24 protein-coding genes are annotated in these 23,774 nt (G+C 47.7%); 11 read left to right on the forward strand and 13 right to left on the reverse strand.

Translation table 11 applies throughout. The annotated features are described in order from the left end of the window. Window positions 1–42 precede the first annotated feature (42 nt). From ACMXI2_RS12895 to ACMXI2_RS12920, 6 genes are all read right to left on the reverse strand, one after another. On the reverse strand, window positions 43–972 hold the full coding sequence (locus ACMXI2_RS12895) for a phosphoribosylaminoimidazolesuccinocarboxamide synthase (protein ID WP_483781972.1): 930 nt from the start codon (window positions 970–972) through the stop codon (window positions 43–45). A 297-nt stretch (window positions 973–1,269) separates the two neighbouring features. Next, the gene (locus ACMXI2_RS12900) at window positions 1,270–2,625 is read right to left on the reverse strand and encodes an exonuclease domain-containing protein (protein ID WP_483781973.1); all 1,356 of its coding nucleotides are present in this window, start codon (window positions 2,623–2,625) and stop codon (window positions 1,270–1,272) included. 21 nt (window positions 2,626–2,646) lie between these two features. Beyond that, window positions 2,647–3,804: an ABC transporter permease gene (locus ACMXI2_RS12905; protein ID WP_483781974.1), complete on the reverse strand. Its 1,158-nt coding sequence runs from the start codon at window positions 3,802–3,804 to the stop codon at window positions 2,647–2,649. Next, window positions 3,797–4,963, reverse strand: coding sequence for an ABC transporter permease (locus ACMXI2_RS12910; protein ID WP_483781975.1), 1,167 nt, complete (start codon window positions 4,961–4,963; stop codon window positions 3,797–3,799). Before ACMXI2_RS12910 ends, ACMXI2_RS12905 begins: the two co-directional genes overlap by 8 nt. Beyond that, on the reverse strand, window positions 4,963–5,952 hold the full coding sequence (locus ACMXI2_RS12915; RefSeq protein WP_483781976.1) for an HlyD family secretion protein: 990 nt from the start codon (window positions 5,950–5,952) through the stop codon (window positions 4,963–4,965). Before ACMXI2_RS12915 ends, ACMXI2_RS12910 begins: the two co-directional genes overlap by 1 nt. Window positions 5,953–5,964: 12 nt before the next feature. Further along, the gene (locus tag ACMXI2_RS12920) at window positions 5,965–7,419 is read right to left on the reverse strand and encodes a TolC family protein (protein WP_483781977.1); all 1,455 of its coding nucleotides are present in this window, start codon (window positions 7,417–7,419) and stop codon (window positions 5,965–5,967) included. A gap of 319 nt (window positions 7,420–7,738) precedes the next feature. Here ACMXI2_RS12920 and ACMXI2_RS12925 point away from each other — a divergent pair, with 319 nt between their 5' ends. From ACMXI2_RS12925 to ACMXI2_RS12960, 8 genes are all read left to right on the forward strand, one after another. Then, window positions 7,739–8,275, forward strand: a complete 537-nt coding sequence (locus ACMXI2_RS12925) for a YceI family protein (RefSeq protein WP_483781978.1) — start codon at window positions 7,739–7,741, stop codon at window positions 8,273–8,275. 64 nt (window positions 8,276–8,339) lie between these two features. Beyond that, entirely contained in the window at window positions 8,340–9,272 is a 933-nt protein-coding gene (locus ACMXI2_RS12930; RefSeq protein ID WP_483781979.1) for a ring-cleaving dioxygenase, read from the forward strand. A 1-nt stretch (window position 9,273) separates the two neighbouring features. Further along, the gene (locus ACMXI2_RS12935; RefSeq protein ID WP_483781980.1) at window positions 9,274–9,903 is read left to right on the forward strand and encodes an alpha/beta hydrolase; all 630 of its coding nucleotides are present in this window, start codon (window positions 9,274–9,276) and stop codon (window positions 9,901–9,903) included. A 9-nt stretch (window positions 9,904–9,912) separates the two neighbouring features. Continuing rightward, window positions 9,913–10,314, forward strand: a complete 402-nt coding sequence (locus tag ACMXI2_RS12940) for an OsmC family protein (RefSeq protein WP_483781981.1) — start codon at window positions 9,913–9,915, stop codon at window positions 10,312–10,314. 2 nt (window positions 10,315–10,316) lie between these two features. Continuing rightward, complete coding sequence (locus ACMXI2_RS12945; protein WP_483781982.1) at window positions 10,317–10,547, forward strand: (4Fe-4S)-binding protein; 231 nt, start codon at window positions 10,317–10,319, stop codon at window positions 10,545–10,547. A 53-nt stretch (window positions 10,548–10,600) separates the two neighbouring features. Then, window positions 10,601–10,873: a GNAT family N-acetyltransferase gene (locus ACMXI2_RS12950; protein WP_363436219.1), complete on the forward strand. Its 273-nt coding sequence runs from the start codon at window positions 10,601–10,603 to the stop codon at window positions 10,871–10,873. Window positions 10,874–10,903: 30 nt separating this feature from the next. Beyond that, the gene (locus tag ACMXI2_RS12955; protein ID WP_483781983.1) at window positions 10,904–11,479 is read left to right on the forward strand and encodes a YeeE/YedE family protein; all 576 of its coding nucleotides are present in this window, start codon (window positions 10,904–10,906) and stop codon (window positions 11,477–11,479) included. Window position 11,480: 1 nt separating this feature from the next. Further along, the gene (locus ACMXI2_RS12960) at window positions 11,481–11,891 is read left to right on the forward strand and encodes a DUF6691 family protein (protein ID WP_483781984.1); all 411 of its coding nucleotides are present in this window, start codon (window positions 11,481–11,483) and stop codon (window positions 11,889–11,891) included. 62 nt (window positions 11,892–11,953) lie between these two features. On the opposite strand, the gene ACMXI2_RS12965 is transcribed toward ACMXI2_RS12960, so the two are convergent. The 7 genes from ACMXI2_RS12965 to ACMXI2_RS12995 form a co-directional block, all read right to left on the reverse strand. Then, window positions 11,954–12,526 (reverse strand): DUF4142 domain-containing protein, encoded by a 573-nt coding sequence (locus ACMXI2_RS12965; RefSeq protein ID WP_483781985.1) that lies wholly within the window; start codon window positions 12,524–12,526, stop codon window positions 11,954–11,956. 231 nt (window positions 12,527–12,757) lie between these two features. Continuing rightward, window positions 12,758–13,882: a TFIIB-type zinc ribbon-containing protein gene (locus ACMXI2_RS12970; protein ID WP_483781986.1), complete on the reverse strand. Its 1,125-nt coding sequence runs from the start codon at window positions 13,880–13,882 to the stop codon at window positions 12,758–12,760. 60 nt (window positions 13,883–13,942) lie between these two features. Then, entirely contained in the window at window positions 13,943–15,052 is a 1,110-nt protein-coding gene (locus ACMXI2_RS12975; RefSeq protein ID WP_483781987.1) for an SPFH domain-containing protein, read from the reverse strand. 83 nt (window positions 15,053–15,135) lie between these two features. Further along, entirely contained in the window at window positions 15,136–15,981 is an 846-nt protein-coding gene (locus ACMXI2_RS12980; protein WP_483781988.1) for an alpha/beta hydrolase, read from the reverse strand. A 182-nt stretch (window positions 15,982–16,163) separates the two neighbouring features. After that, window positions 16,164–16,661, reverse strand: coding sequence for a lipocalin family protein (locus ACMXI2_RS12985; RefSeq protein ID WP_483781989.1), 498 nt, complete (start codon window positions 16,659–16,661; stop codon window positions 16,164–16,166). Window positions 16,662–16,775: 114 nt separating this feature from the next. After that, the gene (locus ACMXI2_RS12990) at window positions 16,776–17,531 is read right to left on the reverse strand and encodes an SGNH/GDSL hydrolase family protein (RefSeq protein ID WP_483781990.1); all 756 of its coding nucleotides are present in this window, start codon (window positions 17,529–17,531) and stop codon (window positions 16,776–16,778) included. 74 nt (window positions 17,532–17,605) lie between these two features. Beyond that, window positions 17,606–18,964 carry an acyl-CoA dehydrogenase family protein gene (locus ACMXI2_RS12995; RefSeq protein WP_483781991.1) on the reverse strand — a complete coding sequence of 453 codons (1,359 nt, stop codon included), beginning with the start codon at window positions 18,962–18,964 and terminating at the stop codon, window positions 17,606–17,608. A gap of 581 nt (window positions 18,965–19,545) precedes the next feature. Between ACMXI2_RS12995 and ACMXI2_RS13000 the strand changes: the two genes are divergently transcribed. Genes ACMXI2_RS13000 through ACMXI2_RS13010 form a run of 3 tightly spaced genes read left to right on the forward strand, consistent with a single transcriptional unit; the run spans window position 19,546 to window position 23,772 of the window. After that, window positions 19,546–20,109, forward strand: coding sequence for an RNA polymerase sigma-70 factor (locus ACMXI2_RS13000; RefSeq protein WP_483781992.1), 564 nt, complete (start codon window positions 19,546–19,548; stop codon window positions 20,107–20,109). Window positions 20,110–20,156: 47 nt separating this feature from the next. After that, on the forward strand, window positions 20,157–21,134 hold the full coding sequence (locus tag ACMXI2_RS13005) for a FecR family protein (RefSeq protein WP_483781993.1): 978 nt from the start codon (window positions 20,157–20,159) through the stop codon (window positions 21,132–21,134). Between the two features lie 31 nt (window positions 21,135–21,165). Then, complete coding sequence (locus ACMXI2_RS13010; protein WP_483781994.1) at window positions 21,166–23,772, forward strand: carboxypeptidase-like regulatory domain-containing protein; 2,607 nt, start codon at window positions 21,166–21,168, stop codon at window positions 23,770–23,772. The last annotated feature ends 2 nt before the right edge of the window (window positions 23,773–23,774 follow it).

Here is a 23,774-nt window from a genome sequence, read left to right on the forward strand (position 1 = left end):
GGATAAAAACCGCTCCGGCGTTGCTCCGGAGCGATTGAGTGATTATAAACTTTTTAGTGCAGCTATTATCCTGGATTCTGCATCCGCAGCCGCTACTTCTTCTTTCACAAATTTCTGACCGGTTATATTTTCAAACAGTTCGATGTAACGTTCGCTTACGCTTGTTACAAATTCATCTGTCATTTCCGGTACCTGCTGACCATCTTTACCCTGGAAGCCGTTTGCCATCAGCCATTCACGTACAAATTCCTTGCTGAGCTGTTTCTGCTGGGCGCCGTTTTTCTGGTTCTCTTCATAACCTTCCGCGTAAAAATAACGGGAAGAATCAGGGGTATGAATTTCATCGATAACATAGATTGTATCGCCGATCTTACCAAATTCATATTTGGTATCCACCAGGATCAGTCCGCGTTTGGCGGCCATTTCCTTACCTCTTTCAAATAATGCGAGGGTATACTTTTCAAGTTGTTCGTAGTCTTCCTTACTTACCAATCCCTGTGCAATGATCTCTTCACGGGAAATATCCTCATCATGTCCTTCATGCGCTTTGGTAGTTGGAGTGATGATGGGCGACGGGAAGAAGTCGTTTTCCTTCAGTCCTTCCGGCATGGTTACACCACACAGTACACGTTGACCGGATTTGTAAGTTCTCCAGGCGTGACCGGTGAGGTTACCGCGTACCACCATTTCCACCGGGAAAGTTTCGCATTTCAGCCCGATAGTTACATTTGGCAGCGGAGAAGATTTCACCCAGTTAGGAACGATATCCTTAGTCGCTTCCAGCATAATGGCCGCAACCTGGTTCAATACCTGTCCTTTGTAGGGAATCGGGCGTGGCAGTACCACATCAAATGCAGAGATACGATCGCTTACTACCATTACCATCAGCCTGTCATCAATGGTGTAAACATCACGTACTTTCCCTTTGTAAAAGGCAGTTTGACCTGGTAATTTGAAACTTGACTCTAACATGAATAAAAAAATATTAATAATTAAAGATGAAAATCACGAGATGCAAAAGTAATCAGGAATCAGGTGAATTATTACGATGACGCGTTTTTTTTCTTAGCGGATGTTGTCTTTCTCAGGATTACGCTGATTATACTGATTACCTTGATTTTACTTTTTTTGATTTTATAAGGATTTTAAAGGATCCGGGGAGAACAAGCGGATATTTTCGCTTATATCTCCCCGGATCCTTTAAAATCCAAATGATCAAATCCCTAAATCAGTATAATCAGCGTAATCCTGAGAAAGACAATATCCGCATCACAACTGCCGGCTGTTGCCGGCGTAAGGCCGGAGCAGGCTGATGATCACTTCATTCTCGGCGTAAGGGGTAAGATAATCCCGCACGTGTGCTGCTTCGGCGGTATTTACTTCTGCCGGCACATAACCCATTCCGTAGAAACGGCCTTTCTCCATCAGGATACAGCTTTTCTCGCTGCTGTTGCGGCCTTTGTCAACGATAATCACAGAGGGCTGCTGTTCCTGTAAAAATGCAATCGCCGCTTTCATGCGCTCATTGTAGCTTTCGGGCAATTCTACCTTTTGGCAGGCGCCCTTGCACGTACCGGCAGTAATGCCTGCACAGGTACCATCGCCCTTTTGCAGGAAGCAGAGCCTGGGGCACAGCTGGAATTCCTTTATCAGGGAACGTAACAGGCGGTGGCCATCTATCAGCAGGTTAAAGCTATGTACCGGGTGCGAATACTTCCGCTTCTTTTCTATGGCCAGCCGCAGGTATCCCTGTTGGTCTTCAAACAGGTAAAATCCATACCTGAACTCCACCCGTTTCTGGGCGTAGTTGAAAACAGGCCACAAGCGCTTTATTTCCACCGACTCCAGGATGCAGGCCATCAGCTCTGTAGCCGTTTCCTGGCAGGAAATGCGATGGATGGTGCGCAGGAAATTCTGTCGCTGGCGGCTGGTACTATGCCCGGTAAAGTGGCTGTTCACCCGTTTAGCCAGGTCCTTTGCTTTACCTACGTATACTACTTTGTCTTTGTGGTCGTGGAAATAATAAACACCGGGGTGAGCCGGCAATCCCTTCACCTGTTCCGGTGGCAGGTTAGGCGGCAGGAACTGTTCCTTTGATCCCACTTTCAGCATGGAAGCAATCACCTTCTCTTTATCATTGGCCAGCAGCATTCCAAAAAGCACGGTGGTGGCTTCCGCATCGCCACCGGCCCGGTGCCGGCCATTTACCGGTATGCTGAAATGACGGCAGATATTACCCAGGCTGTATGATTTCAGCCCCGGGAATATTTTGCGGCCCAGCCGTACCGTGCACAGCTTCTTTGATTGCAGATCGAAACCTGCATTCCCCAGCTGGTGCTTTATAAAGGAGTAATCGAAGTTTACGTTATGGGCTACAAAGATCCGGTCTTTCAGCAGATCATATAATAAAGGAGCGATGGCCTCAAAAGGAGGTGCATCCGCTACCATGCTGTTGCTGATACCTGTTAGTGATTCTATATAATATGGAATGGGGATTCCGGGGTTTACCAGGGTTTGGTAATGCTGCGTCACTTCGTTCCCGTTATACAGGAAAACGGCGATCTCCGTTATACCATTGGCGCTGGCATGCCCGCCTGTCGTTTCAATATCTACAATTGCATACATCAGCTACAAATATATGGATTGTTACCGCTTATTCAAGCGCCTTAATCCAAGTAAGGCCAGCAGGGTATAAAACCCGGAGAGCGCCACCAAATGCAATACGGAAGCCACATTATCCCCCAGGGTACCGCCCATTTGTACGATGGACTGGTACACCCTGAGAAAGGGTGTGGTGGGCACCATCGACGATAACCACTGCAGTGGTACCGGCAGCGATTCATACGGCCACGCATAACCGGCGATGAGGAATACCGGGTACGTGGAAAACACCATCATCTGTGCCGCCATCAGCTGGCTGCGGAACATGCTTCCCAGCCATATCCCCAGCGGGATCAGCGTAAAAAAGAAAAGAAAGAAAACCACCGCCACATCCAGCACCCGTCCGCGGAACGGGATGTTCAGGGTGGTATAGTTAACGGTCATAAAGAAAAAAGCATAACAGCAGAAAAGCAGCATATAAAAAAGCCCTTTCCCCCAAAGAGTGGCCGACAGGCTGCCACCGCCGGTTTTCACCAGTTCCGGTACGCGCCCTTTTTCTTTGTCGAGCGCCATACTTTCCGAAAGGCCGATCAGCAGCGTTTGTTGTAATATCAGCGCCAGCAGCCCCGGTAAAAGGAATGCCCCGTAACTGGAGCGGGCATTATACATTGGCCGGTAGTCAAGATTCACCGGCTGGGTTTCCCGCAAAGCCATCTGTGCATTCAACCCCTGCATTTCATTATACTTCAGCCGTATCCCCGCCCCTACGGTGAGCGCCAGCGTGGTAATACCACCGGCCAGTTCGCTGGAAGGCAGGAACCGCGCAGCATTCACAGCCAGCACAATATCGGCCTGTTGCAGGGCCAGTACTTTTTTCTCTACGCCGCGGGGAATATACAGGTAGCCCTGGCATTCGCCATAGTACATTTTGTCCTGTGCATCCTGTAAGTCCCTGGCGCCTGTTATCGCTGCAATCTGCATTTTATCCAGCTGCTGCAGGAAGGCGCGGGATAGTTCACTTTTGTCGTCGTCCGCAACGGCCAGTAATACTTTCTCTTCTACCTTATAACTATAAATACTGCCATAGAAAAAAGCATACAGGAGCGGCGCTATCAGCAGGGTAAGCAACAAACTGTGGTCGGTAGCCACCAGCCTCACTTCCCGCAGGAACAACCGGCTTATATGTTGAAAAAAATCACGCATGCTGTAAAGAGCGTTTATTCAGTTTCCGTTGCAGGAACAATAATGCCACCGGGAAGGTAACTGCTATATAAATCAGCAGCTGCCCGGCTTCCTTATATACATAATGCATAGGCAACTCCATAAAATACGCTTTAAAGAATCCATCCAGGAAAGGCGTAAAGGGCATCAGCCAGGCGTAGTACTGGTCGTACCACGGCATGGCCCAGCGGGGAAAAGTAAAACCACTGAATACAAAAGCCGGGGAAGTATAGAACAGCCCCAGATCGCAGGCCACCATTACATCGCTCACAATGGCAGACACCATCAGGCCGATGCTGATACAACCCATAATCAGCAGCGTAAATAGTAGGAACAACGGCCATGAGCCACCTATCTTTCCGTGTGCAAAAAGCGGGAATACGATACAAGTTACCAGGATGTAATGCAGCCATCCCACGCTGAGGTGCGCCAAACCCTTGCCCAGCAATACATTGGAGGCAGAGCCATTGGCCATTGCATTCAGTTCTGCAAAGGTGCCTCTTTTTTCTTCGAGGTTCAAAGCAAGCACCGTTACCATGATGATCATCATCTGAAGCGCTACCGCTATTAATCCCGGCACCAGGTATTGCTGGTAATTGTACTGCGGATTATAAAGCAGGTAAGACGTGAGCCGGATGGGTTGTACCAGCGCCATCGCCTTACCGGCGGGCATGCCTGTTTTTACAAACTTCTGTAACGTAACGCCCGAACCGGCTGTAATCAATACTTTGGCGGCATCTTTATAGATCAGTTTAGCCGTTACTACGGCGGCGGTATTGGTGTACACGGTAATATATACCGGTTGACGGCTTTTGATATGGTCATCCATTTTCTCCGGGAAATGGATAGCGCCCTGGATGATGCCCTGTTCCATCATCTTCTGCAGGGTGGCTTCATTATCTACCTGCTGCGTGATGTGGATGCTCTCCGTTTGCTCCAGCATAAACGAAAACTTACGCGACAAAGGCGAATGCGATTCATCCCAGATGGCCACCGGCAAATCGCGGGCAAACTGGTTATTATAGATATAACCATACAGCAGGCATACCAACGGCGGCAATACCAGCAATACAATGTAGTGCTCCGGGAGGGTAAGTATGCGCTTCCATTCCCTGATCATGATATGGATGATGGAACGCATCATGGCAAATTCATGGAGGCAGTCATACCAGGGCGTAAGCCTTTGATAGCCGCCTGGTTAACGGGTTTCAGATCTACCGTAAAAGTGCGCAGTTCAAATTTGCCCTGTTCTTTTACCGGTACCCAGTTGGCGAAAGTGAGAGAGGGCGCTACTTTATATACCTCGGCCTCAAAATTTTCAGGATCACATCCCGGTACCCGCACGGACATGCGGGCGCCTAAAGGGAAACGCTGCATATCATCCTGGCGCACATTATACGTAATATGATAGGTGGCCGGTTTCTGGATCGTCATCAGCGGATAACCGATGGCCACTATTTCGCCTTCTTCTATTACCATAGAAGTGATAATGCCATCTGATGGCGCATGTATATAAGTATTGTCAGATAGTGCTTTGGTGAGTTCATAGCCCTGTTCCGCCTGCCGTACAATGGCTGAAGCGGTGGTGATCAGTTCCGGCCGGCTGCCCTGTTGCAACATATCCATATTTAGTTTGGCCGTTTCCATTTCTTTTTTGGCGGCCTGTAATTTGAAATATACCAGGTCTTTTTCCTGCCCTGAAATTACCTCATCATTAAAGAGGTTTTGCATACGCTGATAGGTTTTCTGCATCAGCTCATACTGCTGCTGGGTAATATTGTAGAGGTTATCGGCTGCTTTGATGGCTTCCGGGCGGGCGCCTTTCTGCAACAGCGTGAGCTGTCCTTTTGCCGCATCAATGGCAGCCTGCGCCTGGTTGCGGATGGCATTGATTTCGGTAGAGCGGAGCACACCCAGCAACTGTCCCTTGCGGATGGTATCGCCCTGTTTTACCAGGAGACTATCCAGGCGGCCGGGGAATTCTGCCGCCACATCCACATAATCGGCGTCCACCATGCCTATCATTGATTTATCTGCAGCTGCAGGCTTCTTTACAAAGAAGATCAGTGCGATCACCAGGATAGCAATGGGGATCAGCAGGGCCCAATAATTTTTTAATACAGCTCTCATGAAAAAATCTGTTTATCTGTCAACATACTCTGCAAATTGTTCCGGTGTACCTATTACATTCCAGTATTGCGCCAGTGCAAGGTAGTAGCCCATCACGGCGGTGTAGTAGATCTTCTGCATTTCCTCTTCCTGCAGGAGTGCATCATTTACATCTTTTACAGATGACAACTGGTTCTGCATACGGTCGGTTACCAGCGTAGTGGTGAGGTGCGCCTGTTGCCGTGCGCTATCGAGCGATGCCACATCATTCTGCAGGGCTTTCATTTTATTGATCGCTACTTTCAGCTGCAATTCCAGCGAGGTTTTGGTGTTCAGGGCGGCCATCTGTGCCTCTTCCACCAGCATTTTACTGGCTTTGGTGCGCTTATATTTCTGGAAGCCGTCGAAGAGGTTCCATTGCATTTCCACACCGATGAGCCACGGCGGTATAGTTACCGGCAGATCTTTCTGATACAGGTTCAGGCTGCCGATGGCAAAAATATTTGGCAGGGCGAGCGACCGTGAAGCTTTCACTGCTACATTCGCCAGGTCCGTTTTATTTTCCACCAGGCGATAGGTAGGGTTATTGCGGAGTAATTCCAGTTGGCCCGTTTCCGTTACCGGCTTTAGTTCATATTCCAGTGTGTCGTTAATTGCTATAGGCGTTTCAATCGGCTGTCCTAGCAGGTCGTTCAGTTCCAGCAGCGCATTTTCCTTTTCCAGTTCCAGGTTGTTGTAGCGGTTGGTGGACTGCACAAAAGACACCCGTGCCCAGTTGAGCAGGTAAGGTGGTAAGATCTGGTTATCTTTTAACGAGATGGCATAGTCGCGGTTCTTTTTAAAAGATTCCACGATCACCGCTTCATGGGCAAGAATAGTATTCAGGTAAAGGATGCGGAGGTACTGCGCGCTGATGGCAAAGAATAATCCTTTTTCCACTACCTGCTGGTTAAACTGCCCGGCGGTTACCTGTGTTCTGGCCAGCTGTTGCGCGGTGGCAATTTTGCCGCCCAGGTAAATGGGCTGCCGCAGTGCGAGCGCCGCGGTGAAATAAGACTGTTTGGTCAGTTCCGGGTTATAATCGGGGTATACCGTATTGATGATCCCTTTGGTGGTATTATAAATAACGTCCTGCACATTTTGCGGAAGCGGCTGCCCGGTAATTTGCTGGTAAACGGTATTGGCGGTATTCACGCTTTGTGCTGATGATCCGTTCACCACCCCGTCTTTCACCTGTTGCAGATTTATTTCCAATGGTTTGCCGAGGTAATTGTAGCCGGCCAGCAGATCCACTTTGGGGTAATACGACCTGTTTTCTGCCTGCAGGTTATACTCACGGGCTTTCAGGGATCGCTGCGCCTGCTGCACCAATGTATTTCCCTGTTTGGCAAGCCGGTAACATTCCTTTAAAGTCAGCTGTTGTCCGTTTTGCCGACCGTGTGCACACAATACTGGCAGTAACGGAATTAAAAACAAGTAATATCTCATACGGTTTTCTTTACATCAGGAAGGTTTCCGGTTTGACCTTAACACCTCAAAACAATCTTTCATGAATAATGTTTGAAGTATTTGAAAAAAATTATACATCAATTGATAATAAAGAGCTTATCGTAATATTTATTACCTTTAACGCTACACAAAAAGTACATCATTATGTGTATTTGATCCATTTGAACCCAGCTGTTTTCACCCGATATTTGTGATACAAAAGATTGAACAATAAGTTCCTGATCTTGTTAAAATAAAGTCCTGCAGCGGTTTACGCGGCATTACAATTCTTTGATTCATTATAAAAATACATTTACTTATGGCAAAACAACAATGGGTAGCCGACGGCAGTCACAGTGAACTTGGATTCAAAATCCGTCACCTGATGATTACCAATATCAATGGTAAGTTCAACAACTTCACCGTGGACGCAGAAACAGAAGGAGAAGATTTTATGACTGCTAAAGTAAGAGTAGCGGTAGATATAGATTCTATTTCAACAGGCAGCGCCGACAGGGATCAACACCTTCGTTCTCCCGATTTCTTTGATGTAAACACCTACAAGGATATCATTTTCGAAACGACCAGATATGAGAACGTTGACAACGACGGCTCTTATGAACTCTACGGAGATCTGACCATCCGCGGGATAACCAAAAACATCAAACTTGCCGTAGAATTCGGCGGTGTGGTAAAAGATCCCTGGGGTAATACCAAAGCCGGTTTTACCATTAACGGGAAAATTAACCGTAAAGATTTTGGCCTTAACTGGAACGCGGCTACCGAAGCGGGTGGCGTGCTGGTGGGCGACGATGTAAAAATTTACGGAGAAGTGCAACTGATCAAGAAGCAGTAAGATTATCAGCTGTTAGTTTTTGCACCCGCAAAGACTAACAGCCAACTTTTAAAAAGGGGGAATTATGAATGAAATAACAGGCCTGCATCATATCACGGCCATTTCAGGCAACGCGAAAAAGAACTTTGATTTTTATACCCGTGTGATGGGATTACGTTTTGTAAAGAAAACGGTGAACTTTGATGATCCCCACACCTATCACTTTTATTATGGAGATGAAACCGGTACACCCGGTACTATCCTCACTTTCTTCCCCTGGGAAGATATTATGGCCGGCCGCAGAGGTACCCACATGGCTACCGAGGTAGGCTATAGCATTCCGGAAGGCAGCATTGACTTCTGGTTAAAAAGATTTGAAAAAGAGAACATCATCTATAATAAACCATCTTCCAAATTCGGGGAAATATACCTGACCTTTATTGACCCCGATGGATTGAAAGTGGAACTGACCGTTCCGGAAAAGGCGGACAACCGTACACCGTGGATAACCGGTGAAGTGGGTGAAGAAAATGCTACCCGTGGCTTCCATCATGTTACCCTTACGCTGGAGGATGTGCAGCCTACTGCCGACCTGCTGGTATCTGTGTTTGGTTACAAACTGGATAAACATCATACTAACCGTTACCGCTTTGTGAGTCCGGCCGGCGATACCGCCAATTATATTGACCTGGTAGAAGCCAAAGGAGAACCCCGCGGGCATGTTGCCGGCGGAAGTGTGCACCACATTGCTTTCCGGATGAAAGATGACGACATGCAAATGCATTACCGTCAGCTGCTGGAAGACCGTGGCTTAAACGTTACGCCACAGCTGGACCGTAAATATTTCCGGTCTGTTTACTTCCGGGAACCGGGCGGCGTTTTGTTTGAACTGGCCACCGATGTACCTGGCTTCACCGTAGATGAGCCGGCAGCCGAACTGGGCACGCACCTGATGTTGCCGCCGCAGTACGAGGCGCAGCGCGAAGAGATTGTAAAAAAACTGATTAAACTGGACTGATATGGATTTCAAACCTATGCAGTATGTATATGAAGCGGTGGGTAACCCCACCGCCTATACGCTACTGCTGTTGCATGGCACCGGCGGAGACGAACGGGATTTATTACCACTGGCAGGATCACTGGGACAAGGTTTCAATATCCTCAGCCTGAGAGGCAACGTACAGGAACACGGCATGCCACGTTTCTTCCGTCGTTTAGGCATGGGCGTATTTGATGAAGAAGATGTACATTTCAGGACGCATGAAATGGTGCATTTCCTGAAACAACTAGCCACAAAAGAGGGCTTTGATATCAATAAACTGATTGCAGTTGGCTATTCCAATGGCGCCAATATTGCAGGCGCCGTGCTTATTTTATACCCGGAGCTGCTGGCCGGCGCCGTATTGTTCCGTCCTATGCAACCATTGGGCGGTATAGAAGACAGCTTTGAAACACCCCGGCAACAGCCGGTGTTTATGAGCTCCGGCACGCAGGACAGCACCGTAGATCCCGCAGCCACGGCCGCCTATGCCACCCTGCTTAACAGCAATGGCTTTAAAGTAAGCACATACGATATTCCTGCCGGTCATAACCTGGTACAACGCGATATTACTTTGGCAGCAGCATGGATGAAAGATAATTTTCAGTAAAAAAAACATATGGACCAGGAAGTTAGAGTAAGTTTATCCGGCCGTCCTTACCAGGTGTCAATAGATACAAGAGACCACCGCTGGCTGGCCGATGAGCCAATAGAAGCCGGTGGCGGCGACACCGGTCCCCAGCCCGGGGAATTACTGCTGAGCAGCCTGGGCTCCTGCACGGCCATCACGCTTAAAATGTATGCCGACAGGAAGAAGTGGCCCGTGGAAAACATTGAAATTGAGCTGCGCTTTAACAGCGCCGCAAAGCCGGATCCGCTTACTACCGTAATCGATATCGACATGCACTTTACCGGTAATCTCAGTGAAGAACAGATCGCCAGGCTGGAGCAGATAGCCCGCTCCTGCCCTATTCATAAAGTATTAAGCCATCCCATTATTATGAACACAAAAGCTATATAAAGATGAAAGACATCACCAAACACTACTCCAACGGAGAGGTAACCATTGTATGGAAGCCCAATGTGTGCATCCATTCGGAGATGTGTTTTCACGGGCTTCCGTCCGTATTCAATCCAAACGAAAAGCCCTGGATCAATGCCCAGGGAGCCACCACTGAGCAGATTATATCACAGATCAAACATTGCCCTTCAGGCGCGTTGAGCTTCTTTATGAATGCAGACGCGGAAGAATAGAATGGTACGCATACTAAAATCAATTTTCCAGACAAATCCTAATCAACCTTTATATGGAACTCACCATCAGGAACAACACCGCAAAGAAGCAGTTTGAAACGGAAGTGGAAGGCCATACCGCACTGGTAGCCTATACCCTGTTTCCCGGCGGCATTGCCTTTATGCATACTGAAGTGCCACCGGAACTGGAAGGCCGCGGCATCGCCGGACAGCTGGCCAAATACGTGCTGGAATACGCCCGGGAAAACCACCTGAAAGTAAAACCTTACTGTCCTTACGTGAATGCCTATATGAAAAGACATCCCGAATACAATGATCTTTTATAATAACTTTGCCATCTCCTAAATTCCTTTTCTATGCAATTTTTAAAATTCATTCAGCAACCCTGGCACTGGTCGGTATCGGGGTTGCTGATTGGTCTTACGGTACCCGTGCTGTTGCTGCTGGGCAATAAAGCCTTTGGTATTTCTTCCTCACTGCGGCATATCTGCGCGGCATGTTTCCCGGCGGATATCTCCTTCTTTAAATACGACTGGAAAAAAGAGGCATGGAACCTCTTCTTTGCAGCCGGTATCCTACTGGGCGGATTTATTGCGGGGTACTACCTGCAGGATGGTAACGATATTCAGGTGGCAGCGGCTACACAGGCCCGGCTGGCCACTTACGGCGTGCATGATTATTCGGCCCTGCTGCCGCCGGAAATATTCAGCTGGTCCAACCTGTTTACCTGGAAAGGACTGGTATTCTTTGTTCTTGGCGGTTTGCTGGTGGGCTTTGGTACCCGCTATGCCAACGGTTGTACGTCCGGTCACTCTATTATGGGACTATCTAATTTGCAGTGGCCGTCGCTCGTGGCTACATGTTGTTTTATGGCCGGTGGCTTCTTCAGCGCCAACCTGCTTATTCCTTACCTCTTTAAATGGCTGAACTAACATGAAAAATATCAGGTACCTGGTTGCAGGAACTTTCTTTGGTATTGTGCTGGTAAAGGCGCAGGTGATCAGCTGGTTCCGTATCCAGGAAATGTTTCAGCTTACGTCCTTTCATATGTACGGCGTAATTGGCACCGCGGTAGTTACGGGAATAATCTCCCTGCAACTGATTAAACGGTTTAATATCAAAACCATCGGGGGCGAACCCATTTCAGTAGCGCCTAAAACTTTTAATAAGGGACATATCTTCGGAGGGTTGATCTTTGGCGTGGGATGGGCCATCACGGGGGCTTGTCCGGGTCCGCTGTTTGCACAGATCGGCATCGGTTTCCCAGTGGTAGGTATTACTTTGCTGAGTGCTATTGCAGGCACCTGGATATATGGTGCGTTAAAACCGAGACTTCCACACTAAAAAATAGCTTCAAGGTACTGGCCCTTGAAGCTATAGTTGCTATTCTCTACATGCACTGATAGTTATTTTTTCAAAGCATCTTTAATTGCTTTCGCGGAATCCTGGTGCGTCTTCAGTGTAGGCAATGTATTTCTTGCCCAGGTTTTCAGGTCTTCATCCGTTACATTGTCTCCTGCTTTCTCAAATTTGTTCACGTCTTCATCGTGGTCGTCCACCATCATACTCATATACTCCTTGTCAAACGCCTTACCGGTTTTCTTGCCCAGATCCTCTATATGTTTCTTTGTTTCCGTGGATAATTCTGCTGGTAAAGTAATGCCTTTTGTTCCGGCCAGCGCCTTTAATTCATCCACTGCTTTAGAGTGATCGTTCACCATCATGGTAGCAAAAGCCTTAACCCTTGTATTTTGTGCTTTCTCCTGTGCCAGCTTACCCATTTCTACTTCCATCATACTACCATTTGCAGCCTCTACAGCAAATTCAGATGATTTTGCATCTACCGGCTTAACAGTTTCATTAATATCTTTCGCACTGTCTACCGGTGTTTCCGATTGTGGATTCTTCGCGGTATTGTTACACGACGGTGTCATCCAAACGGTTAAAAATGTTGCTGATAAAATAAGTAGCTTCTTCATTGTACATTGTTTTGGGTTTGTAATAGGTGTGCCTGTTTTACATAGTTTAACTTTGCAAAAACGGTACCCTGAAAACAAATATCCTTCAAACATAATACAGCAAAGGATTTCAGAGAAATTTAAAAAGCGGACTGACACAAGAAAAATGTAGATTGTTTTCCCCGTAACGCGCAGGCAAAAAGGTTATTTTAACTATTACGATAACCTTTTTTGCTTTATAAACGCCTTCTCTTATTGAGATTGAGCGAACTGATAAATAATAATGATGGCGGCAATGATAGCGAGAATAAGGCCCACTATTTTTATCCAGCTGTACGGACGATCGCCGGTTACTTCGCCGGTACATGCATTTACCACAAAATGATAGAGTTTACCCTTGTACCGGTATGCGCTGATCCAAACCGGCAGCAGCAGGTATTTCAGGCCAAGCTGATTGTATTCCACGTCGTAGTCATCGATGCGTTGTTCGTCGCCGCCAATATCATTACAGATCTCATCACGGATCACCGGGTCCATTCTTTTTTTGGCGATGACCAACGCCTGTTCCGCATTGGTTTGGTACAGTTCCGCCCGGAATCCGCTGAGATAGCGGCCATCGTACTTCTTTAGCTGATCGAGGTGCCAGGGCTCCAGGATCTGCGCCATTTTCAGGGGTAAAGAAGGACTGGCAGATACCAATACGTCGCGGAAGTTATTGTTTACATTGCCGGAAGCAGGATACCATGCGGTATGTCGTACCTGCCGGGTGCGGGATTCCGTCCGGCCGTTTACTTCTACCGTATAACTTTCCGTGGTATAATAATATTCACCGCGGGAACCGGCGTATTCGGTATAGGTATCTGTATCATAGCTCCAGTGCGGGATGTACACGCCTTTCAGTTGCCGGGAGGAGTTGTCTTTTACTTTCTTCACCAGGTCGGATGGGGCAAACCAGAGTTTTTTCATCCAGGTTTGAAAGTGGTCCACTGCGGTTTTGTCGCTCACCACAAAAGGCAATACATAATGCGGTTGCAGGATGGACGTGGTTTGCGCGGTATCCACCACCAACGGGGACGCGCAAAACGGGCATGAATCGGCGGTTACATTGGGCAGCATGGTAGTGGAAGCGCCGCAACCAACGCATTTCACTACTACCGCCTGTTGGGTAGCTTCTGTATGATTTTGTTGTGAAGCAATAAAAGCGTCATAATTTATGGGCTGTATAGCAGCGGGTTGCGTGTCATCCTCTATCTGATTCACCGTACCGCAGTATTCACATTTCAGGCTGTTGGTGCCTGGTGCATAATGCAGTATAGCGCCACAGTTCTGGCATTTCAACGAGTTAACTGTTTCGCTTGTTTTTTCCTCAAAAGACATAGGAACGTATAGATATATAATGCTCGCCGGCATCCCATGATGCCGGCGGGCCTGCTTTTGTTAAGGTAATGGTGGTGGTACGGTGGCTAATACCGGCGCCAGTTCAGGCACTGTATTGGCGGCGGCCCATGCGGCCATACCGGTTTTCCACACAAGGGTTTGGGCATTCAGATTGCCCGCCGCGGCCAGCTGCCGGAGTTGATCCGCGTCAAAGGGGCCGGTTTGTTTGCCATCCACCGCCACAAAAAATGGTGCAGCGCCGGGTAACGGAGGGGGTGCGCCACCGCCTGCGTTGGCCTGCTGGTTATTATTCTGGAAGATGTTACCTACCTGTCCCATCATAGCTGCGCCCATGCCGGCGCCTAAGCCTGCAGCTGCGAGCCCGCCGCCGGATGGATTTTCCGCTGCCTTTTCCATCGAGTTGGCAGCCTGGAATTGCGCATACGCGCCCAGGTTACCTACGATACCCATGCTGCTGCGTTTGTCCAGAGCGGCTTCCACTTCCGGTGGCAGGGAGATATTTTCTATCAGGAACTTCGTCAGTTCCAGTCCGAGTTCAATAAATTCAGTGCCTATTTTCCCGGTGATCTGGGTGGATACCTCATCATAATTGGCTGCCAGGTCCAGTACCGGCACCTTTGCTTCTGCCACAGCTTCCATACCACGCGATACTGCGAGATTACGCAGTTGCTCGTTGATACCTTCCACCGTGAATTCGGGATTGGTAGCTGCTACTTCCTTCAGGAACTGTGCAGCATCCTTTACGCGGAAAGCGTAGCTGCCGAATGCGCGCAGCCGTACCGGTCCAAACTCTGCATCACGCAGCATTACCGGGTTCTTGGTACCCCATTTCTGGTTGGTAAACTGCCGCATGCTCACAAAGAACACGTCGGCCTTAAAGGGGCTGTTGAAGCCATATTTCCATCCCTGCAAGGTGCTGAGAATAGGCATATTCTGTGTAGTAAGCGTATACATGCCGGGCTGGAATACGTCGGCAATCTTACCTTCATTCATAAAAACAGCCACCTGTGATTCACGCACGGTAAGTTTGGCGTTCATTTTTATTTCATTCTGGTAGCGGGGAAACTTCCACACAATGGTATCTGCGGACGGGTCGGTCCATTCAATAATGTCAATAAATTCATTCCTGAGTTTATCAAAAATTCCCATAGTAAACAGGTTTTAGCATGGATCAAATTTAGCCAATTATTCCCTCGAAAAGTTACTTACGAAAAGTTATAATTTATGTAAACTTACTTCACCGCGGTTTTTAGCCATTTTTCCATCAGCGAAGGCCAGGCTTCCCCTGCCGGGTTGCCGTTACGCAAACCATATCCGTGGCCGCCTTTGGCATAAAAATGCAGCTCTACAGGCACTTTGGCATCGCGGAGGGCGCCGGCCATCACCAGGGCGCTGTTGCCATAGGGATCGTCGGCGGTGGCAAAAAGAAACATGGAAGGCGTTTCACCGGTTAATGTCAGTTCCGGGGTGAGCGCCCTGTTTTCTCCTTTATCAAGATAAGCGGGGTAAATAAGTGCGCTGAAGGCCGGGCGTGCCGATAAGGAATCAGCTTTGTCAATTGGCGTATAGGTATGCACGTTATATTGCGCAGAGGCTCTGGCGGTAAGACTTCCTCCTGCCGAAAAGCCCATCATTCCTATCTTGCCGGGTTGCAGCTTCCATTCTGATGCCATGCTGCGCACCAGGCGGATAGCCCGTTGTGCGTCCTGCAGGGCGCCGGCTTCTTTTTTAGGCACCCGGTATTGCAGTACAAAAGCAGTGTAACCCAGTTTATTGAGCCAGGCGGCTATTTCGTATCCTTCCAGGTTAATGGCCAGGATATTATAACCGCCTCCGGGACAGATGATGACGCCGGCGCCATTGCTGTTAGAAGCTTCGGCCGGAAATACTTCCAGTACCGGGTCGGTAACATCGGTGAGCCGGGTTACATTATTACTGCCATCTGCCGTTACCTTTGCGGTTTGTTTGGCGGCTGTTTCACCGGGTACCGCAGCGGGCCAGAGATGGATCTGCCGCTGTTGTGCGGAAATGGTTGTATTTACTCCTAACATCATTAATAAGATAACTATTTGTTTCATAACCGGATTTTCAAATTCATGTAATGAAACAAATGTAATAAAAGAAAGGAGCAGATAAAAGGACAGCTTCCCAAAAGGGAAGCCGTGTTCGGATCTAACCGGCAGGATATGCAGATCCTGTCGGTGTTTATGCTAATGAAAACAGCACTGTAACAAGAGTTATTGGTTCCTGACCTGGTTGACTAAATAGCGTTGCAGGTAATTACAATGGTCCGGGTTACGGTATCATCACTGAATTTGCCGGTACCTGTAATAGTAAATGACGTGGCGCTTGTTTTCACGGCTTTAAAAGTTCCGGTAAAATCATCTTCTATCGGTTGTTCCAGTGTGCCGTCTGCCTTCAGGCTCCAGTTAAAGGTGCGCGTTTGTGGCATATTCCCGTCGCATTTGGTAGGGCCTTCATCTTCCACACCTGTGCCATTTGCATTATAGATCACGTAATCATCTTTTGTGCATGCGGGAAAATCTTTATAAAGATCCTGCACTTCTTCGTCTGAACCGGGACTAACAGTCATGGCTTTGACCTGCCATTTTTTGCCCACCAGGAAAGCAGCGTTCATTCCTTCTGTGTTGCCTGGTTTGTTCTTCTCTTTTTTGCATTGCGCAAAAAACAATACGCTCATAAAAGCAACCAGTAAGAGGGCAACACGCTGCCGGGGGAACATTAAAATTTTTCTCATGATTAAATATAAAATTGTGAAACAAAGGGTTAATGGGTGCAAAGCTAGTGTACACCTGCGTTTCACATCTCAGTATAAATACTTAATCAAAAAAATGAGGGGAAGGACGGAATTTTATTTTATACACTGCAGCCAGGCTTCCGCCATCAGCTGGGCGCCGGCTACGCTGGGATGTACACCATCGCCGGTCCAATAGGCGGCCGGCGCCGATTTCTGTGCTTTATCAAAAACAGACTGATAAGGAATAAAAGTAGCCTGGTACTTATCTGCCAGCTCCCGTGCGGCAGCGCGGTATTCATCAAAAGCGGGATACCACTTATCATCTACAGCCTTCACACCTTTTACAGCAAAGGGTTCACCGATGATCAGCTGTACACCGGGCAATTGTTGCTGTGTACGCGCCAGCAATTTATCATAGTCATCGCGGTAGGTTTGTGCGGTGCCTTTATAGTTGTTGCTCAACGTGTGCCAGTAATCATTTACACCTACCAGGATGCTCAGCACATCCGGTTTAATCACCAGGCAGTCGATATCCCAGCGGTCCGCGAGTTGAAATACTTTATTTCCGCTGATGCCTTTATTATATACCTTCAGATTCTTATCTGCATTTTTCAGCAGCATGGCTGATGCGGCCATCAGCGCGTAACCGCCGCCCAGCGCGCCACCTGCATTAGGTTGATCGTTATCCCGTTTACGGCCTGCGTCGGTGATGGAATCGCCCTGGAACAATACCACGCTTTCTTTTTTCAGTATTATCTTCTTAGGTTTTTCTGTTACCGTTGCAGCGGCAACAATATCTGGAATGCTGATGGCAGCAAGGGTTCCCAGGGAAACGTTCCTGAGGAAATTACGTCTGTTTGATGAATTCATAACGATCCGGATTAAATGTTAGTTGCGGCATAGTCCGCAATCAGGCACTTAAACTATAAAAAAGAATTGATATTTTATACAAATGCGCTGAAACCGGTTATTGCCCTGCCCACAATAAGGGAATTGATTTCCTTTGTACCCTCGTACGAGTAAATGGCTTCTGCATCGGCCACAAAGCGTGCTACATTATATTCCAGCAAAATACCGTTGCCGCCCATCACTTCACGCGCGCGGCTTACCACATCGCGGGTACGGAGTGTACAAAACACTTTGGCCAGTGAAGCATGTTCGTCCTTTAACCCACCGGCATCCTGTATTTCCGATAAGCGGAATACCATTGTTTGCATGGCAGTAAGATTAGACAACATTTCCACCAGGTGTCCCTGGATCAGCTGAAAGGCGGCAATAGGCTTTCCGAACTGCTTACGTGTTTGCGTATACGCCAATGCATTTTCATAAGCGCCGCGGGCGCACCCCACTGCTTCCCAGGCCACACCCGCGCGCGTCATGCGAAGTACGCGGGCTGTATCTTTAAAGGAGGACGCATTTTGTAAACGGTCGGATTCTGCAATGCGGCAATCTTTCAACGTGATCAATCCATTCTGCACAATACGAAGCGCCATTTTATCATGGATCTTTTCCACGCTGAAGCCGGGGGTATCTTTTCTCAGCAGGAATCCTTTTACCTGGTTATCGTCCACATCTCTCGCCCATATTACAATTACATCCGCGAAGGTGGCGTTGCCAATCCATTTCTTCCGGCCATTTAATATCCAGGTATCACCTTCCCGTTTAGCCGTGGTGGTTAGTCCGCCTGCTGTACCGGAGCCTACTTCCGGTTCGGTGAGACCAAAGGCGCCGATAATATTCAGCTGCTGCATGCCTGGCAGCCATTCCTGTTTCTGTGCGTCGGAGCCTAACATATAAATAGATCCCATTGCCAGCCCGCTTTGAACGCCGAAGAAAGTTGCCACGGAAGCGTCTATCCTGGCCATTTCCATTGCAATGATGCCTTCCATCAGGAACGACCGGTTAGGGCACCCATATCCGTCGTAAGTAACTCCGCAGATATTCAGCTCCCTGAATTTGGGAATGATTTCAAAAGGGAATGCTGCTTTCAGCCAGTATTCATTAACGATGGGCTTGATTTCCTTTTCCATGAATGCGCGTACTTTCAGTTGCAGGGCCCTGTCTTCCGCATTAAGTTTTGCCCCGAGGTCGTAGAAGTCGCCTTCAATAGGCGGCGGTTCTTTCTTTTTACTACCGCTGGTGAGCATTTTCATTAACCCGTTCAGTTGTGTATCATCCATTTTTCCTACTGACTCCATTACCTTTGGCAGGTCTACTTTTTCGGAGAGTTTGGCCAGCATGGCGAAATCAATGCTCTTCAGCAGGTGGTATGCATTCTTCAGTTTGGTGAGAGGTCCGGACATCTGACATGGTTTTGCTTAAAAATACGGAATCTGAGTGATTTACGCGGGGGGATCGCCTTCGGCGATTTTAAATTGTCTTGGAGCATGATTACGCTGATTATACTGATTACCTTGATTTTATTTTCTGGAATTTTAGATTTTAAATGATTGGGGAGATAGGTGCGGATATTTTCGCTCCTATCTCCCCAATCACTTAAAAAAATCCAAAGTAATCAAATCCGAAAAATCAGTATAATCAGCGTAATCATGCTCCAAGACAATTTAAAATCGCCGAAGGCGATCCCCTAGATAATTTGGGGTTGTAGTTTTAACGGGGACGACTTAAAATAGGGTTGCATAGAACCATATGCAACCCAGGTTTAAAACACAACTAAAAAAAACTAACTTCTAACAAACATATAGGGATAACTATTATATTGCTGACGCAGAAAATCCCATATCCCTCTATTTCTCTCAAAAAAAATATTAATCTTTTCTTCTAAATAAAAATATTATCTGTAATGTATAAACTGTAATTGTTTTCAAAAAGATAGTTACTTTCGCAGCGATCATTTCATATACTAAAACTTCCTGAAGGTTAAATGATTACATCACCTTCTTACCAGGCGTATAAAGAATTATTTCATTCACAATACAATGACTTATGTAACTATGCCTATAGTTTTCTGAAAGACGATGCAGCGGCAGAAGATGTGGTACAGGAAACCTTTATTAAGCTTTGGGAGAAACACCGGCAGCTGATAGACATACCTAATATAAAGGCATACCTGTTCCGTGCGGTACGGAATAATTCTATTTCCGTACTACGTAAACAAAGTACGGAGGAAGCCGGTAACAAGGGCTTTGAATGGCTGGCGGAAAGGGCGGAAGATCCTGATGCAAAAGAAATTGAAAACGCAAAGCCTTACTATGAGCAACTGGTATATGAAGCTATTGCCAACCTTCCCCCGCAATGCCGGGAAGTATTCACCTGCTGCAGGTTGCAGGGAATGACACATCAGCAGGCGGCCGCCAAACTCGGACTTTCGGCCAAAACAGTTGAAAATTACATGGGACGGGCATTGAAGCTGCTGCGGAAATATTTGCAACAGTATGGACTGCCCGTAAGTATCCTGTTTTTACTAAAAATATTCATGCCCCTATAGAGGGTTGTTATATTAATGAGCGTTATTTAAGTAGAGCACACTGTATTATGGAGCATTTTGATACCTACCTGCATGAGATAATTGCCAAAAATCTGTCTGGTCAATGTACGGAAGCTGAATCTGCTGCCCTGCAACGATGGCTGGAAGCTTCTCCTGAAAACCGGGCAGAATATGAGCTACTTGCAAAACTATGGCAGGACAGTCCAGCTGCAGTTCTGCCAAAACGGGAGTACAACACAGCTGCCGCCTGGGATAAAACAGACCAGGCCATACAGCCGGCGCCATCCCGTGTAAAGGTACTTTACACCAAATATGCCGCCGCTGCGGCTATCCTGATATTGCTGACTGCCGGCGCCTGGTGGCTGGAAACACGCTCGTCGCTGAAGAAACATGAACTGGCAGCGAACGATGGTAAAATAAAAAGCCTGGAATTACCTGATAAATCAATGGTAACACTCCGGCAGGGCGCTATGATCCGGTATATCAACGGTTATCACCACAACAAGCGTATCGTGGAACTGGAAGGGGAAGCCTTCTTTGAAATAGCCAGTGATCCGGAACATCCGTTTTTAGTAAAAACACCCAATCAATCGGTGATTGAAGTACTGGGTACTTCCTTTACTGTACAAACGGGGAAAGACAGTACCGCCGTTACCGTTGCTTCCGGCAGCGTAAAACTCGGTGTGGAAGGCGATACCGCCGCTGTTATCCTGAATAGTGGACAGCGCGGCGTGTGGGGCAACGGGCAGCTGTATGCCAACAATAACCACAACCTGAATTTCATTGCATGGAAAACGGGTATTTTGCAATTTAATGACCAGACACTACTTGAAATATTGCCACAATTAGCCGACTTTTACGCAAAAGATATCAGGGTTGATGAAAAATACAGGGAAACCGCATCGCAGCAAAAAGCTACGATTACATTCCGCAATCAGTCCTGCGATGATGTTTTGCATGAATTACAACTATTGCTTGGGTTCCACTATCAACAGGACGGCGATTCCATCGTCATCAGCCAGTAGAACAACAAACCCTCTTTTCCTTATTTATGGTATGCTGTTGTTGCTGTTCCCGTTTCAATTCCTGCAGGCACAGCACAACGGAAAGGATATTCTCCATCAAAGCTATACCCCTGCTTCCAGGCAGGGAACCATCTTATTTTATATACAGGATCTCCAGAAAGTAACCGGTATCAACGTTTCCTATAGCTCCAGTTTTTTACACCTCAATAAAAAAGTACAGCTCAGCGGCACAGAACATACCACCGGCGACGTACTGAATGCCATCCTCCAGGGTACCGGCATCCAGGCCGCCGCACTGAACGGGAAAATATTCCTGCTCCGCGAAACTTCCCAGGTACAATACTATACCATCAGCGGATTTGTAAAAGAAGTAAACAGCAATGAACTGATTATTGGCGCTTCCGTGTACGACCCCGTTACCCGGAAAGGAACTGAAACCAATGCCTATGGCTTCTACAGCCTGCAGGTACCGGACACCTGCCTGGGCGTGGTGTTTTCTCATATCGGCTACAAACCCGTGTTCCAGCGCCTTCCGCCGCCCGACGACGGGCAGCTGGACATACACATGGAAGCCCGCAGTATGCTGCAAACGGTGGTAGTAAACGGCGAAAAGGAAACCGTTAATTCCCAGCCCGGCTACATTAATATGCCCGTTGGATATGTATCCAATTTCCCGGCCCTGATGGGGGAAAAAGATGTATTGAAATCACTGCAGCTGTATCCCGGCACCGGCAGCTCCCTGGAAAGCAGCAGCAACCTGCTGGTAAGAGGTGGCGGCGCAGACCAGAACCTGTATCTCCTGGATGGTGTTCCCCTTTATCATACCGGTCACCTGTTCGGGCTTTTCTCCATCTTCAACGGAGACGCTGTGAAAGATGTATCGCTTTATAAAGATGCCTTCCCGGCCCGCTATGGCGGCCGCCTTTCTTCGGTAGTGGATATCCATACAAAAGACGGGAATATGAAAGAGTGGCATGGCAGCGCTACCCTGAGTCCTGTTTCCGGCAGCTTCCTGCTGGAAGGCCCCATCGTAAAAGACCGCAGCTCTGTTTCTTTGTCTGTAAGAAGATCATTGGTAGATGCCCTTTATGGAAAAGCTTATCTGAAAGATTATGGCAAGTATTATCTCTACGATGTAAACTTCAAACTCAACCAGGTTATCGATAACAAAAACAGGATCTATGTGAGCTTCTATAAAGGACAGGATAAAATGTTTATCAGGAGCGAGAATCCCGTTATCCAGCTGTTCGATGATTACAATTTTGACTGGAGCAATATTACCGCTGCCGTTAAATGGACCCGTGTAGTGAATCCACGAATATTTTCCAGCACCACCGCCACCTACAGCCGTTTTTATAACCTCTTTACGCAAAATTCCATCATCCCCCTCTCCTTCTACGACTCCCTGTTTGTAAGAGGAAAAGGCGTTTCCAGGATCAGGGACGTAGCCATCAGAAATGAAACGGAGTATGCGGTGAGCAACAGTCACCATATTTCCTTCGGCGGCGCGTATACCTATCACAACTTTGCGCCAACAGCCTATCATAATAACATCTCCGCGGGAGAAGCCACACAGCGCAAGGCGCCCATTTATTATATGTCGGAGTTCTCCGCATATGCAGAAGATGAACTCAGCTTACTGAACGACCGGCTGATTGTGCGGCCCGGACTGCATTTCGGCGCGCTGGCGCAGCGTACCTCCTTTTATGCCAGCTTACAACCCCGTCTGATGCTGCGGTGGGAACTGCCCCATTCTCAATATGTACAGGCTTCGTTTGCTGAAATGACACAGTTTGTGCATCAGCTGACTACCCCGGTAATCAATCTCCCTACCGACCTGTGGGTACCCAGCACCGAGAATATTAAACCGGAGCATGCTTACTCCTACAGCCTCGCCTATCAGCGGCAATGGAGCAACCAGTGGCGCTTTAATGTGAACCTTTATTATAAACAACTGAAAAATATTGTTACCACCAATACCGTACTGAATATCTTCGATAACTCTGATCTCTGGGAGAAAAAAGTGATCGCCGGCAACGGCTATAACTACGGCAGCGAATTGCTGCTGGAAAAAACACAAGGCAAACTGACGGGGATCTTCTCTTATACCCTGTCGTGGGCCTGGCGGCAGTTCGACCGGCTGAATGCCGGGAAGATGTTTCCTTATAAAGAAGACCGCCGCCATAACCTTTCCCTGGCGCTCAAATACCGGTTTAATCCGAAATGGAGCCTGTCCGCTTCCTGGAAGTTTGCCTCCGGCGCACCTTTCACCCTGCCGGTGCAAATATTCCCGGATTTCGACTGGAGCCGCAATATCAAAGGGTACCTGGATGAGCGCTATTCACCGTTTTCCACCTACCAGCTAAACTATTTGCCTTACATCTCCCGGTTAAATAATTACCGCCTGCACCCGGTGCATCACCTGGATCTGGGCGCCACCTTAAACCTGGGCAATGAAAAACGCTTTCACCATGTGATCACTGCGGGTGTATATAATATTTATAACCGCACGAATCCTTTTATCGTAAGCTTTGACCAGTTCTCTTATTTTGATTACAGTGACGTATACCCGTTACAGTTATATCAATATAGTTTATTCAGAACATTGCCGTACCTGACTTATACGTTCAAATTTTAATC

The organism is Chitinophaga sp. G7 BAM 1005 (assembly GCF_057126945.1).